The sequence below is a fragment of the Okeania sp. SIO2F5 genome (assembly GCF_010692685.1).
Taxonomy (GTDB): domain Bacteria; phylum Cyanobacteriota; class Cyanobacteriia; order Cyanobacteriales; family Microcoleaceae; genus Okeania; species Okeania hirsuta.
Map to the genome: position 1 here is coordinate 42585 of NZ_JAAHGU010000002.1, position 14711 is coordinate 57295.

Genomic DNA, 14711 nt, shown 5'->3' on the forward strand with positions numbered 1-14711 from the left:
AGTGCTTGAGAGGCTTTTTCTTCAAAAATCATGTATTGGAAAGTAGATTTTTTTGAGAACTTAAGTAGTTTTGCCTAGCTAAATTGACTCTTTCTTCCTACCCCCCTACTCTCTACTCACCTTCTCCCCACAAGGTTTGCAGAAGTTGCTGATCAGGGATAGCTTTTAGAGAGAGGTAATTATCCATTATCCATTAATGAATAATTGCTGTTTGCGTAGCATCCCGCAGGGAAGCGCTGACTGCTGAAACGTTGAATGCTTACCTTAGGAGTCAGGAGTCAGGAGAGAAGAAAGGAGAAGAAACAGGAGTAGAAGGAGAAAGTTTTTTGGTCGCCAAAACGGAACGGAGTTCTATCGCGCTCTTATCCGGAAATGATATTATACCTCAAATCACCAACACCGAAAAATAAATATGCTTGACTACGATGTAGTAATCATAGGTGGGACAATAACAGGGATTTATGCAGCTATTACCGCAACAAAACTTCAAGGTCGTGTGGCACTGGTACAACCTTCTTTTTCAGATTTTAGCAGCACCCAAGGATTTCATCACAACAAAATTATTGGTCAAATAGGAAATTTTGTTGAGCAGATAGACCACAAACAACAGTTTGGTATTTATCAAGGTAATGATGATTCTGGTGATATTTGGGTTAAGTTTGAAGAAGCAAAAAAGTATGCTGACTATGTGGTTTCTAATCAATTATCAAAATATGAACCTGCAATTTTAGGAGCATTAGGGATAGATGTAATTTTTGGTGAGGGTAAGTTTGTCGATCGCCCTAATTTAGCTTTTGTGGTGAAAGGACGACATTTACGCTCTCGCACATATTTATTAGCTATAGCATCCCAACCTATAATACCACCCATTCCAGGATTAACAACTACCAAGTTTATTACTCCTCAAGAAATTAAACAACTCTCAAAACTGCCTCAAAGTTTGGTAGTTATTGGTGGAGACCCTAGTGGAGTAGAAATAGCGCAGAGTTTTTCTCGGTTAGGAAGTAAAGTTACTATGGTAGTGAAAAGTTCTCATATTTTAGGTAAGGAAGATTCGGAAGCAGCATTTTTAGTTCAAGCTCAGTTAGAAGCAGAAGGTATCAGAATTTTAACTAACACTGAAGTATCCCAAGCGAGAGAAATTGATGATAAAAAATGGATTTTAGTCGGAAATGAAGGTATAGAAACAGATGAAATTATATTAGCAGCAGGTAATAAACCAGAATTTGAAAGTTTGAATTTAGAAGCGGTAGGTGTGAGGTTTAATAATCATAATTTATTGTTAAATCAAAAGTTACAAACTACTAATTCTCGGATTTATGCTTGTGGAGATTTAGTAGGTGGTTATTCATTTTCTCACATTGCTAATTATGAGGCTAAAATTGCCTTGAAAAATATTCTTTATTTCCCGATTTTTAAGGTCGATTATCATGGTATTCCTTGGGCAATATTTTCAGAACCACAATTAGCAAGAGTTGGTTTAACCGAAGCTCAAGCTAGACGACGTTATGGAGAAAATATATTAGTTTGTCGGCAATATTTTAAAAGTATTGACCGGACTCAAATTTTAGATAAAACAACAGGATTTTGTAAATTTATTGGTCATCGCAATGGCAAAATTTTAGGTGTTTCTGTGGTAGGAATTGAAGCAAGTGAGATAGTTCATATTATGGCATTAGCTATTCGTCAAGAGATAAAAATGGAAGCGATCGCTGATTTACCTCATATTTGGCCTACTGTATCAGAAATTAATGCTCAAACAGCAGCAGCATGGTTAAGGCAGAAAAGAGAGGGTCATCAAATAGTTAAAGATTGGCTAGAAAATTTATTTCATTGGCGACGTTCTTTTTTTTAAAGGGTAAGGAAATCATAAGTCAAGAGTCAAAAGTCAGAACTCAGGAAAAAGAAGAAAGGAGTCGAGAGAGTGGGAATTATCTAGAAATATTCCGGCATTTTATGTCTGCTTTGAGTGGAAGTATAGAGTGTGACAATTGTATAACCGGATTTGATATAACTACCTTTTTTGAATTTGGTATGAGAAGTAAATTAGAAGGGAGAGAGATTTTTTTCAAAGATAAATTCAAAGTTAGGAATAATACAAAAGAGGCGATCGAACAATGAGGTAATTAGGGCTTGCTGATTAAATATAAAAGTATTTACAGATAAAGGTTTTAGCCTTTTTTTGTTCAAAAAAAGTGCCTGTTTTTCAGCTCTTCACGCTCAAAAAGGAGTGTATTTTAGGCGCATAGTTGGGCAGAAAAATCATTCTTACAATTCTTACTCCTACCTCCTCTAAGTACCCATTTATCCTGTCTCCTGTCTCCTGTATTCCCCTCCTGGGAGGGGTTAGGGGTGGGTTGTCTCCTACCCTCACCAATAAGACTTTTTCAGCAAACCCTAATTATTAATTATTAAGGGGTAATAGGAAATAGAGAATTGGGGGTATAAAAAACAAAAACTGAGGATTATATAGCAATCATAAATCATTTGTAAAAAATCTAATGATATATAAAAACTCTGAAAATTTTACCTCTATTCCTTGTTCCTTCTTAAGGGTTCTCTAAATTCAAAAATATTTTTACCCGCAACTGAAATAGGATTTCTATATCATATCCGTTTAATAGCGCGATAAAAAACTTCCTTCTTCTTCCCTCCTGACTCCTGACCCCTGACTCCATCGTTATTTATTAAGTATTCAACCGGACATGATATTAGCAAGAGAAAGTTTTTAGAACGCGAATTAAGCGGAGATAGTATTATGATAAATTTAGAGTTATATCTGAGAACCTAGTGCCAATATTTGTAGAGACAAATCTCACAGGAATGACAGAATGAATAACATTGAAACTCCAATTTTTCTCAAACGCAAAGATGTAACTTTAGCCTATACATTATTAAGAATAGTATTTGGAATCAACTTTTTTGTACATGGTCTAGTCCGAATTGGAAATATGGGAGGATTTATCCAATCAATGGTAGATAGATTTCAAGAACTAGCACCAAGTTTTGTGATTATACCATTTGCTGCTTTAACTACTCCTGTAGAATTAATTTCTGGGTTTCTAATGATAATTGGGCTGCAAACACGGAACGCAATTATTACAGGTTTTCTATTAATGATGCCGTTAATGTTTGGAGTTTGTTTATTACAACAGTGGGATATAGCATCTTCTCAACTTATTTATTGCCTAGTTTTTTTCATACTTTTAGCTGGTTGTAGTCTAAATACAATTTCTATCGATCGACTTATTCACAATAGAAATTCCTAAAAAAATAGAAATAAATAATCTGAGGAAAGAGAAGGTAAGGAGATTTTATAGAATGTTCCTAGAAGGGAAAAAAGGTTTGTTCATTTGCTATAAATGTCTAATATAGCAGAAGAAGGAAGGAGATTTTAGTTATCTAGGAGAGAAGGAAGAAGCGAAGGAAAAAAAATATTGCGTTGTTTGAGTTTTAAGCTTTTGATATGTTCTAAACTTTACTTCGACTACTATATTATTTGATTTAATTAGGGTTTGCTGAAAAAGTCTTATGGGTGAGGGTAGGAGGACCGAGTCAGGAGACAACCCACCCCTAACCCCTCCCAGGAGGGGAAGTCAGGAGAAATGGGAATTATAGAGGAGGTAGGAGGAAGAATAGTCCATTGATTTTTCTGCGCAACTATGCGCCTAAAATGCTAATTTTTTGAACCTAAGCGATCTAAAAGCTGGGACTTTTTTCAACTAAAAAATGCTAAAACCTTTATATGTCAATGCTTTTAGATTTAATCAGCAAACCCTAATTAAACCTAAAATTTTGCTAAAAAATCTCTATTTTTCTACCCCTAGACTTAGATAATTAATCTTGTCAAAATGCCATATTCTTAAACCTGCGAACCTATAGAAGCCATTTGGTATCTATTTAAGAAGTTACAAGTTCAATACCCATCTGGATTTTATGATTCTGGCAGTCATTTTTCATAATTTTTCGGTTTCCTGAACCCTTATAGTTGTTAGACTCCTAAAACGGCTTTCCTGAAGCCTTTGTATTTCAATAAAAGATACGCTTAGGGGTTCTATCAGCTGTTATGCATATAAACGACTTATTATTGTGTGCCTCGTTAAAGGTAAAACTCTTATTACTTCTAACTTTTGACTTGCTAATACGCATTTTAAATGCATATTAACTTATTCTGCTTTGCTATGCTATAAGCGCCTTAGTGTAGTAATAGTTTATGTACCATGCACAGGATATTGACAGGCCAATTGCAGGTAGATTACTTGACCCTGAAAATTACTGGGTTGCCTAATCATTTACAAGGGACAAAACTCGTACACTTGACCGACTTCCATTATGACGGACTGCGACTATCCGAACGGTTGCTTTCTGAAGCGATCGCTATTACCAATGAAGTCGAACCAGATTTAATTTTACTCACAGGTGACTTTATCACAGATGAACCTGCACCTATATATGATTTAGTGTTGCGATTGAAATATCTCGAAAGTCGTGCTGGTGTCTATGCTGTACTCGGTAACCACGATGAAGAATATCCAGGTGCCAGGGATAAAGTCATTGACGCTTTTACTCGTATTGACATTCCTATTGTGCTTAACCAAGTCGTCTTTCCCCTGGGTTCAGGTTTAGCTTTAGTAGGGTTAGAGGACTATTGGTCTAGTAACTTCAAACCAACTCCAGTAATGGAATCTATAGATGAAGCGGTTCCCAGAATCGTCTTATCCCACAATCCCGATACCGCTAAAGTATTACAAAAATGGCGTATTGACCTACAACTATCTGGTCATACTCATGGCGGTCAGATTAGGTTACCATTTATCGGACCTCTACCTCAATATCGGGAACCTGTTCGCAGACTCATACCTAAATTTTTACGACCTTTTGTACCATTCATGGATAAGTGTCACAGAATAGTTGAGTATTGGGAATGGTCTCAGGGGTTGCATCAAATTGGAAATAACTATTTATATGTGAACCGTGGTTTAGGAACTTATTTTCCAGGCAGATTATTTTGCCCGCCAGAAGTTACAGTAATTACATTGGAAACTAATTAGAGTATTTAATATGCTCTATTTTTTTTAGGATATTAATTTTGACTGACAAATTTGCCGAGATGGGTTTAATATTTATGTTTAAATCCACCTCAATTTTTTTTGTCGCATTGTTTTATATCATGTCCGTTTAATAGCATTCAGAAAAAACTTTCTTCTCCTCTTATACCAATTCTTAAAAGTAATGCTATATTTAAGCAACACTTCAGTTATTAAGTTATTAACACTAACTTTATCATTTATTGCTAATTAGGGCTTGCTGATTAAATCTAAAAACATTGACATATAAAGACAAGTGCCTTTTTTTTTGTCAAAAAAAGTGCGCCTGTTTCAGCTCTTCATGCTCAAAAAGTTAGTATTTTAGGGAAGAGCTGGGCAGAACAATCTTGAGACAATTCTTACTCCTACCTTCTCTAACTTCCCATTTCTCCTGTCTTCCCCTCCTGGGAGGGGTTAGGGGTGGGTTGTCTCCTGTCTCCTGTCTCCTACCCCTGCTAAAAGACTTTTTCAGCAAACCCTAATTAGCAGTCCAGTTAATGTTAATTATTCTTATGTTTACTTCTCCCTCACTTCCCTACTCCCCTACTCTACTACTCAATAAAATGTAGAAAAGTTTTTGAGAAATGGTATTATTTCTTCTTCCCTCTTCACTCCTGACTACTCCGTTGTTATTTATAAGTATTCAACTGGAAATGATATTATTCATCAGAAAATTCTAATAATTTATCTAAAAATTTTTGACCAAAAAATAAGGTCAATAGCCTCCCCTTTCAAGGGGATGAAAAAAAATCAAGTTCAATATTTCAAGCCTCTGACTTTAACTAGAGGTACTGATAAATGATAACTGATAACTGAAATGACCTGCTTTTTCTAAGCTTTCATCAAGAGAAAATATGAGAGTACCCAAGCACACTTTACTTTTAAGAACAAATTGATTTATGGGATGAATTAATTTGTGAGGATAAACCAAGACTGCTGAATAACAGTTTTTATAAGTTGCATAAGCTACTACTTGATTAATATCAATTGTAGATGGTTTGTCATCTAACTTATATTTAGTATCAAGAATATAAACAACTTTACCAGTAATCGATAAAAACGTTGGTTTGGATGACTACGCAGTTGTGAAAGTAGCTCAAATATCTCATGATAAAAAGGATATTTAATAACGTCATTTTTTTCTAAATTACTGGTTTTTGTCTGAATATATTTTTGTGCTATTTGTGCAACTATTTTTTGGATATTTATGGATGAACATTGCTGATTCAACCAAGATAATGATTGCTTTTTTTTGATATTTATATCATTGGATATTTCTTCATCAGTTTCATCTTGGTCATCTTCATCTAAATCAGACTCATAGTCATCTTGACTAAACTCTTTATATTCATCATCTTCTTCATTTACATAAATACTATGCCAAAGAGAATCAAACAGAATAGACTCACTTTTAAACCCAAATAGCAAAGCAGCAATTACTTCTTGATGACTCTCACTTGTCAAATATTTTATTTCTAAATCATCTATTACATCATCATCATTATCTTCACCCAAATTACTATTAGATTTAGAGTTGATTAAATTTCTAACTTTTGTAGACCAAAGTTCTAGTTCTGCTCCTGCATCTATCCACAAATACTCATCTTTATGCTAGTTATCTTGCCAAACTAAAGCCAAAAAATTAATGTATAACTTGACAATAACTAAGAAACGAATAATAACTTTACTGCGCTCCGTTTCAGTTGAATAGTTGGCTAATTCTAGCTTAATAAGTATTTTTCATGCTTGTCGAACCCATTCTAAACTATTTATTTCTAAATCTGACTTTTCCAATCCTGAAAATATAAATTTATCGGAATAAAATATCTCCTCAAATAAGGTTTCAAATGTACTTTCAGCAGAAATTTCTATATCGTTCCAAGTAAGAACATTCATCTTATTAATTTTTTCGATATTTTAAGTAAAATTAACTGCATTTTAGTTCTACTAATAGCAGCATCCATCTTACAATTGTAGAGCTACACCTCCCAATTCTATCCCCTATAAAAAATAACGAACAAAACAAGCGATCGCCAAGTATTTAGCAAAGCAATATCGCTCCACTTAACTCAAGATTTTCTTACTCGAATAACATGGTTAAATTACAAAGAAAAAGAAAGAGCATTGCTGAAAAATAAACTACACAACAAGTTTTCAAGTTCGACGACAACTGTGGCGAAATTAAATATAGCAGTCCCAGCAAAGGTTAAGACAGATAAAAAGCTTAAAACTCAGACAACGCAAGACTTTTCCTTCTTTGTTCTTCCTTCTGCTATAAAAAATCCTGGGAGTCTGTTCAAAAAAGTCCCCCAGGTTACCAGTTTGGTTATAACAAAATTTGTTCTATTCAACTGTATGGCCAGCAGCAACGATCGCCTGCTTAATGGACTCCTCAGATGCTTTGGTTTCCACAGTCACAATTTTTTGCCCCACATCCACTTGGACATCAGCTTCCGATTCTTGAGCTTTGATTGCTTTCGTAATAGTATCTGCACATCCACCACAAGCAATAGATGGAACTTTTAGTTGTATTGTCATATTAAAAATTAGTTTGGTTGTTACAAATTTTTAATAAGTATAGCGCGCAGCGCTAGGGAATAGGGAACAGTGGGAAAAGCTTTTCTCTCTCTCAAGTTCATAATCAATCTATGTTCTAACCAACTCGTTCCTTGCTATAGAGCTTCCAAATTCCAGATGAACAATAAAATTATATTTTTATCAACTATATTTTCATCTTTTCCCCTACAAAAAATTCTGCTATAGCGTTTCTCAAGTTACTGAGGTACAGTTGTTTTTCTTCTTTTCTATTACCTATTCCCTGCTATAGAGCTTCCAGATTTCAGATGAACAATAAAATTATATTTTTATCAACTATGTTTTCATCTTTTCTCCTACAAAAAATTATGCTATAGCGTTTCTCAAGTTACTGAGGTACAGTTGTTTTTCTTCTTTTACATTCCCTATTCCCTATTCCCTGCTATAGAGCTGCCAAATTTTATATGAGGGATAAAACTATATTTTTATCAACTAAACTTTCATCTTTTCCCCTACAAAAAATTCTGCTATTAACTATAAAGACTAGCAACATATTCTCCATAACCGTTATAGGGTAAAGTTGGAATTTTTTCCCAAGACCAACTCGCACCTTCACTTAATACTTTTTCAGTTGCTTGTGACCATCGAGGGTGAGGCACATTAGGATTAACATTTGCTTCAAAAGCATATTCATTTGGTACCAAAGTATTCCAAAATGTTGCTGGTCTTGACTCTATAAATTCAATTTTTACAATTGATTTTGCGCCTTTAAAACCGTACTTCCAAGGAATAACTTGCCTTAATGGCGCTCCATTCTGTTTAGGTAATGATTTACCATACATTCCTACAGCAAAAAAAGCTAATTCATTAGCCATTTCATCTATTCTTAAACCTTCTGTATAAGGCCAGGGATAACTATTAGCCCAAAAGCCAGGACCTTTAGTAATTTCTGCATCGTAAAAAGAGGTAAAACGAACATATTTAGCTTTTGATGTTGGTTCTACATCTGCCATTAATAATTTCATGGGAAAACCTAACCAAGGTATCACCATTGCCCATGCTTCAACACACCGAAATCGATATATTCTTTCTTCTAGAGGAAACTTTTTTTGTAGTTCATCTATGTCATAAATACGAGGATTTTTTACTAATCCTTTAACTTCAACTTTCCAATTTTCAGTGGGTAAAGCTTGAGCAGCTTGCCAAATAGATTTATTACCACCAAATTCATAGAAATTATTATATTTTGTGGCAAGAGCTTCGTCTGTTATAGGTCGGTCAACTTCAGAAAAGTTAGGATTAATTGTGAATTTACCAGTCATTGGTAATGTTACTGCTTCTGAAGTTAAAGATGTTTTGGAGTTTCGTCCACAACTGCTAAGAGTAGATAATGCAGTAGCACTTAAACCAACACCGATTAGACTTTTCATAAACCGACGACGGTTTAAATAAATAGTTTCTGGAGTTATTTTTGTTTCAGGAATTTCCCAAGATTTTTTTATCCGGATTAGAGCCATGGTTAATTGTTAGTTATTATGAGGTTTTAAGTTGAATACTGAAAATTGATGATTTTTTCATCCCTAGTTTATAATATATAGCAGGTTTGTTTAATTTGTAGACTTCCCCCTATGAAGTTTCACCAAAAATCTTTTGTTTGATTAAGTCTTCTAGAAATTAGTTTTTTGGATAAATAGCGTTTTTATCTGGGATGTGGAGACCAAAAGCTATGAAAAAGGTATGGAGGAAATATTTGAGGAGGGAAAACAGAATTAAATAGTAGCAAACACAAGGATATTGGGTAATTTATAGGCGCGCTTCTTTTTTCTTATAAAAAACCTCAATATATATTATATATATCAAATAAAAATACTAAATATCAATATTATATTGAGACTTAAAAATATTATTTTGGCATAAATAATGGGGAAATGACTGCAAAAATTATCAGAAAAATTTCAATTTTTGAAGTTTTTTTGAATTGACTAAACCGATAATATAGTTGCTAAAGCTAGCCAGTTTTTTGCCCATAGCACTTCTGTTATGGTTATCTAAAAAATCTCTGGGCATTTGAAACCAGTGAGTTTGATTTTAGCAGAATAAAAAATCACCAGATAATGGTCGTTAAAAGAAAAAATAATGATAATAATTTCAGAATTTATTATCATTATTTTAGTTTTTTCATAAATCCTGCATAGATTACTATAGCAATCTTATTTAGGTTGTAATATTTTGGTGCTAGTTAGGAGGACTGAGTCAGTAGACCTCCTTATAATTTACTCATATTTTCAGTTAAAATTAACTATTATAAAAATTTTCACAAACCTTTGCGCGGATTGCTATATAAGTAGAAATTGAGCAGAGATGAAGAATTTAATAGCAGTTAATTTAACTTAGTAAATAATCAACAATGTAAGCATTTCCTGCAGAATGCTGGGCAAACATTAGTCAGCTAGCCTCCTATGGTTGGAACTGCATACTTCAGCTATCAGCTATTAATTCATTGCCTTTATAGCAGAAATTAGTATTGAGAGATTTAAGGAGAATTCAAAGTATTGAAAAAAACTAACCTTGACTTTAGCAGTGTATATTCATTATTTATCATTTTCTTTGTGGGTTTAATACCCCACCGTCTACAGGGTGTTCACGCATTACTTGGGGGAGCGAATCCCCATGTAATTTTCCTCCTGTCTCCTGTCTCCTGTCTCCTGTCTCCTTCTTCAAGAAACAGCTAAAATTTGACTGCGAACTAGGTGAATACTTACCAACAATAAACATTATTAAAACCACACAAATATCTCCAACCTATCCACTCTTTGTCATTTATATTTATCGTAATAGACAACAAATCTGTATTTCAAAATTATCCGAGCAGAAAATAAAAAATTTAATTCAAACTATCTCTATAACTATTGAGTTGTACTTTATAACCATCACAACGCTTTACAGCCCATAACCAACATTTCATGTTTGTAGCTAAAATCTAAGAAATACTATCATAGAACAAATATGCTAATTGATTGCTGATTATGAATCCTCGCATCAATTCTCACAGCCAAAATCCAGAAGACCCTGACAACAACATTGTCAGTAAAAATGAGACAATAGGTGGATTATCCAATTGTCCACCAATACTCAAAGAACGCTACCAAGTCATCAAACCCTTAGGCGAAAGCGTCTGGAGCCATACATTTCTAGCCATTGACCAAGACAAACCTTCCAAACCGCCGTGTATCATTAAAGAGTTTGTCAGTCTAGACGATAGAAAAGACCTAGTTTTTCAGGGTCAAGAAGTTATTCCGACCTTTAGTTGCAACCCAGTACAACTAGACAAAATCGCTAAACATCCCCAGATTCCAGAACTATTAGCCTCTGTAGAACATGATGGCCACCGTTATCTGGTACAAGAGTATATTGAAGGTCGTAATTTGGCCACAGAACTCATAGAAGAAGGTGTCTTTAGTGAACATAAAATTTGGCAAATATTAAATCAATTGTTGCCAGTCTTGGAGTTTATCCACGACCATCACCTGATTCATGGAGATATTAAACCAGAAAATATTATTTGTCGGACAAAACCAGGAACAAACACTCAAGAATTTGTTTTAGTTGATTTTGGTGTCACTATTTCTGCTACTGGAGATTTATTATCAATAGGAAGTATTAGTGGTTCTGCTGAATATGCTGCCCCAGAACAAACAAAAGGGAAAGTCTACCCCAACAGTGACATTTATAGTTTGGGAGTAACTTGTCTCTACCTATTGACAATGGTTTCACCCTTTGAACTATTTGATATTAAAGCAGATAAGTGGGCGTGGCGAGACTATTTAAAACATCCCATTAGTCGCCATCTGGGTCGAATATTAGACAAAATGGTACAGCGAGACCATCGTCAACGCTATCAGTCTGTGGCAGAAGTTATTAAAGATATCAAATATGGACCAACACCAGTAGATGTTATCCTACAGAAACCACGGTGGACTGTAACTGCTTGGGGAGCAGCAGCGATCGCTCTATTATCTTTAGTTATTAGTACTCGCTTACCATCTCCTCAAACTCAGCCATTATCTTCATCCACTAATATTCCTAAGTTAGAACCAAGGTCTCCTCAACTAAAAGTAGATGATTTTGACTCTAGTATAAGTACCCTCCCTCCCATATCTCCATCTACGGGAATCATAGGCCGACTTTCTCCACTGCAAACTTTAGCGACTACTTCTGGCCCAGTTTGGTCAATCGCAGCTAGTCCTAATGGTCGTATTATTGCCAGTGGCAGTACGAATGGAAATATTCAACTGTTACATCTGCGTAGCGGTAAGAATCTGGGTAAATTATCAGGACATGATGGACCTGTGTGGTCTGTTGCTGTTAGTCCCGACGGTCGTACTCTAGTCAGTTCTAGTAGTGACAGTACGATTAAAATTTGGAATATCTACAGTCGTACTTTGAAAAATACATTGTATGGTCATCTTAAGGATGTGTTTTCTGTAGCTATTAGTCCAGATGGAAATACTATTGCTAGTGTGAGCAAAGATAAAACTATTAAATTGTGGGATTTGAATAGTGGTCTACTTTTATATACTCTTTATGGACATTTAGATGAGGTTCAGTCTGTTGCTTTTAGTAACGACGGTAAGACTCTAGCTAGTGGTAGTAATGATGGTACTGTGAAGCTATGGGATTGGCGTTATGGTAGATTATTACGCACACTCAGAGGACATGGTGGGCCTGTATGGTCTGTAGCTATTAGCCCAGATGGTAAGACTTTAGCTAGTGGTAGTTGGGATAATACGATTAAACTTTGGGATTTGGAGAGCAATAGTCCCCGACGAGTTGTTAGGCGTTCTCAACGTACTTTAATGGGTCATTCAGAGAAAGTACAGTCTCTGGAGTTTAGTCCTGATGGTAAGACTCTAGCTAGTGGAGATTTTGGCGGTACGATCAAACTCTGGAAAATTGATACAGGTGGTTTGGTAGGAACTCTGAAGGGACATTCGGCTTGGGTGAATTTGACTTTTGACCCTCGAGGCAAAACTTTGATTAGTGGTAGTTTTGATGACACTATTAAGGTGTGGCGCTTTTCTCCTTCCAGATTTTAATTTGTTTTAACCATAGTTATTGAGAGCGATCGCTATTTTTGTCAGTTTTTCTCTGTGGAAATTAAAGGCGATCGCTTACTATTAGACTTTTCCAGAAGTAAGAACTAAGGATCGAAGGTTTGAAAAATCTGGGGTTGCACATTATGGAATGATATTGCCAAAAATTGGTTTAGATTTTGACTAAAAATAACCATTAATTAATCATTCTAGCAATTGATTAATCCACAATCCAATTCAATCAAAAATATCAAATCATTCGTCACTGTGCAACGCCCTGTGCAACGCCGAAAAATCTGGGGTTGTCTGAATTTTAAGCTTGAGTAAGAAGTATGATATTTATAGCGCTGTGCGCAGGGAACAGGGAACAGGGAACAGGGAACAGGGGGAATAAATTGCCGATCATATAAGACTTCTAGCTCTTTTGCCCCTACTACAATTTGTAAATATACCAGCGCTCATTGCTATAGTTAGTCATCTGGAAATTGCCAACAAGAAATACGTTCAATCTCGGAACTTTTGCAGTTCGGACATATCCCTTCAAATGAGGAATCTACCCATTCATATTCACAGTTGTGACAATGACAAAATATATTATTAGTATTAGCTAACTCAATTTTTTTCTGCCAAGCTTGCAATAATGAAATATCTTCTTTTTTATTATTAGTTTCTGACATTTCTCTTGACGATATTTAAACTAACATATAGGATTACAGGATATTAATAGATAATATGATGTCTCCTTAATTAACTATCATAAAATATTGTGTATCGATTCCTTCTCAGTCTCCCGTTAAAGCACTACAAAAGTAGTAGGATAAACTTAAGCTATTCAAACCCAATTCATCTAAATCTTGATTGAGAATAATTGACGGTTTTTGAGCTATATCAATAATCAGTAACCTAGTAGATATATTCTTTATATTATTATTTTTACTGCCTTTAAGCACTATAAACAATAATTTATCCATAGGCATTATCTCAGCTTGATAGCAAATTTTCAATTCACCTAAATGAACTTGTCTATCGAAAACAATATGATTATTTTGAGTATTTATTAAACCCAAATAAAGTTGTTCTTGGCGCTCGTGAATAACTGCCCAGTTTGGAGGTAAAGAGGTTACTGTAATTAGTTTTGTTCCCTCAAATTCAGAGCTTCCAAAATTAAAGTCACTAATTGCCAGAGACTCTGAAGCCATAGAATTCAATTTAAATGGAAACGGAATTTGCGAGTCGGAAAAGTCTCCAGAACCTGTACTCCGGTTCATGGAAAAAGTAATAATATCTTCTCCCGAACCTGCTTGAGTTGCATAAGACTGAAGAATATACCACTGATTCAAACTTGGATTGAGCCATTGTCTTTTCAGGTGATGATTTGTTCCAAAAATCTTAAATGTGCTGATAATTTGCAGATGACTGGGATTAGAGACATCAACTCTAAGAATATAAATCGGCTCTACAACATTATCTAGTAAATAAGCAACTGAGCCATACACTAATATGTCATGGGTATTCTTCTTTCCTCTTCCTAACACACCTGGTAATTTCAAATCAATTTCATCCAGGATTTCCAAATCTCGATCTAAACTGACAAGCTTTCCTTCAGTACCGACAAAAATAGTTTCTCTATTAATTGCCATTGCAGCTATATCTACAAACTCACGCACCTTGACTTTTTCTAAACCCCGCGACAACTTGACAATTTTTGCTTGAGGAAAATTACCCCCTCCTTGTTGCCACATGAATGGTAGATAATTCGTCACAGTACCAACAATAATCTCATCTAATAAAACCTGAATAAAGTTAGAATTTATAGCGGGATGGGAATCTGACTCCCACAAATCAACTGTTACTTGTGGCTGATATTTTTGAGCTTCAGCACTATAGTTGAGTTGAATAAGTTGATTAGCTGCTCCGATAAGTATATTTGGCAGCGAGTAAGATGATGCTATTTTTTGGGATAGATCGATATTGGCAAAAAAGTCGTTCGTCATAA

Annotated in this window: 12 protein-coding genes; 5 read left to right on the forward strand and 7 right to left on the reverse strand. The window is 34.9% G+C overall.

Going from position 1 to position 14711, the window contains the following annotated elements; genetic code table 11:
• Window positions 1-251 precede the first annotated feature (251 nt).
• The 4 genes from F6K27_RS00745 to F6K27_RS00760 all read left to right on the forward strand — a co-directional run bounded on the left by F6K27_RS00745 (window position 252) and on the right by F6K27_RS00760 (window position 5051).
• On the forward strand, window positions 252-410 hold the full coding sequence (locus tag F6K27_RS00745; protein WP_287272812.1) for a hypothetical protein: 159 nt from the start codon (window positions 252-254) through the stop codon (window positions 408-410).
• Between the two features lie 2 nt (window positions 411-412).
• Window positions 413-1855 carry an NAD(P)/FAD-dependent oxidoreductase gene (locus tag F6K27_RS00750; RefSeq protein WP_287272814.1) on the forward strand — a complete coding sequence of 481 codons (1443 nt, stop codon included), beginning with the start codon at window positions 413-415 and terminating at the stop codon, window positions 1853-1855.
• Window positions 1856-2831: 976 nt separating this feature from the next.
• Window positions 2832-3269, forward strand: coding sequence for a DoxX family protein (locus tag F6K27_RS00755; protein ID WP_124143926.1), 438 nt, complete (start codon window positions 2832-2834; stop codon window positions 3267-3269).
• Window positions 3270-4220: 951 nt separating this feature from the next.
• Window positions 4221-5051, forward strand: coding sequence for a metallophosphoesterase (locus tag F6K27_RS00760; RefSeq protein ID WP_287272815.1), 831 nt, complete (start codon window positions 4221-4223; stop codon window positions 5049-5051).
• 1041 nt (window positions 5052-6092) lie between these two features.
• Here F6K27_RS00760 and F6K27_RS00765 read toward each other — a convergent pair.
• The 5 genes from F6K27_RS00765 to F6K27_RS00785 form a co-directional block, all read right to left on the reverse strand.
• Window positions 6093-6683 (reverse strand): hypothetical protein, encoded by a 591-nt coding sequence (locus tag F6K27_RS00765; protein WP_287272816.1) that lies wholly within the window; start codon window positions 6681-6683, stop codon window positions 6093-6095.
• A 144-nt stretch (window positions 6684-6827) separates the two neighbouring features.
• A complete protein-coding gene (locus tag F6K27_RS00770; protein WP_287272817.1) occupies window positions 6828-6983 on the reverse strand; it encodes a hypothetical protein in 156 nt (51 codons plus the stop codon).
• Between the two features lie 447 nt (window positions 6984-7430).
• On the reverse strand, window positions 7431-7625 hold the full coding sequence (locus F6K27_RS00775) for a heavy-metal-associated domain-containing protein (protein WP_287272819.1): 195 nt from the start codon (window positions 7623-7625) through the stop codon (window positions 7431-7433).
• A gap of 527 nt (window positions 7626-8152) precedes the next feature.
• Window positions 8153-9139: a protein-methionine-sulfoxide reductase catalytic subunit MsrP gene (gene msrP, locus F6K27_RS00780; RefSeq protein ID WP_287272821.1), complete on the reverse strand. Its 987-nt coding sequence runs from the start codon at window positions 9137-9139 to the stop codon at window positions 8153-8155.
• Between the two features lie 1081 nt (window positions 9140-10220).
• A complete protein-coding gene (locus F6K27_RS00785) occupies window positions 10221-10409 on the reverse strand; it encodes a hypothetical protein (RefSeq protein WP_287300822.1) in 189 nt (62 codons plus the stop codon).
• A gap of 239 nt (window positions 10410-10648) precedes the next feature.
• Here F6K27_RS00785 and F6K27_RS00790 point away from each other — a divergent pair, with 239 nt between their 5' ends.
• The gene (locus F6K27_RS00790; protein ID WP_287272823.1) at window positions 10649-12718 is read left to right on the forward strand and encodes a serine/threonine-protein kinase; all 2070 of its coding nucleotides are present in this window, start codon (window positions 10649-10651) and stop codon (window positions 12716-12718) included.
• 467 nt (window positions 12719-13185) lie between these two features.
• Here the strand turns inward: F6K27_RS00790 and F6K27_RS00795 are convergent, their stop codons facing one another.
• Both F6K27_RS00795 and F6K27_RS00800 read right to left on the reverse strand, forming a co-directional pair.
• Window positions 13186-13392 carry a hypothetical protein gene (locus F6K27_RS00795; RefSeq protein ID WP_287272825.1) on the reverse strand — a complete coding sequence of 69 codons (207 nt, stop codon included), beginning with the start codon at window positions 13390-13392 and terminating at the stop codon, window positions 13186-13188.
• Between the two features lie 105 nt (window positions 13393-13497).
• Window positions 13498-14709 carry a hypothetical protein gene (locus F6K27_RS00800; RefSeq protein WP_287272826.1) on the reverse strand — a complete coding sequence of 404 codons (1212 nt, stop codon included), beginning with the start codon at window positions 14707-14709 and terminating at the stop codon, window positions 13498-13500.
• Window positions 14710-14711: the final 2 nt, after the last annotated feature.

Coding starts and splice junctions, on each gene's coding strand:
- F6K27_RS00755 (WP_124143926.1), top strand. CDS start 2,832: ATGAATAACATTGAAACTCCAATTTTTCTCAAACGCAAAGATGTAACT.
- F6K27_RS00760 (WP_287272815.1), top strand. CDS start 4,221: ATGCACAGGATATTGACAGGCCAATTGCAGGTAGATTACTTGACCCTG.
- F6K27_RS00795 (WP_287272825.1), bottom strand. CDS start 13,392: ATGTCAGAAACTAATAATAAAAAAGAAGATATTTCATTATTGCAAGCT.
- F6K27_RS00770 (WP_287272817.1), bottom strand. CDS start 6,983: ATGAATGTTCTTACTTGGAACGATATAGAAATTTCTGCTGAAAGTACA.
- F6K27_RS00750 (WP_287272814.1), top strand. CDS start 413: ATGCTTGACTACGATGTAGTAATCATAGGTGGGACAATAACAGGGATT.
- F6K27_RS00800 (WP_287272826.1), bottom strand. CDS start 14,709: ATGACGAACGACTTTTTTGCCAATATCGATCTATCCCAAAAAATAGCA.
- msrP (WP_287272821.1), bottom strand. CDS start 9,139: ATGGCTCTAATCCGGATAAAAAAATCTTGGGAAATTCCTGAAACAAAA.
- F6K27_RS00790 (WP_287272823.1), top strand. CDS start 10,649: ATGAATCCTCGCATCAATTCTCACAGCCAAAATCCAGAAGACCCTGAC.
- F6K27_RS00775 (WP_287272819.1), bottom strand. CDS start 7,625: ATGACAATACAACTAAAAGTTCCATCTATTGCTTGTGGTGGATGTGCA.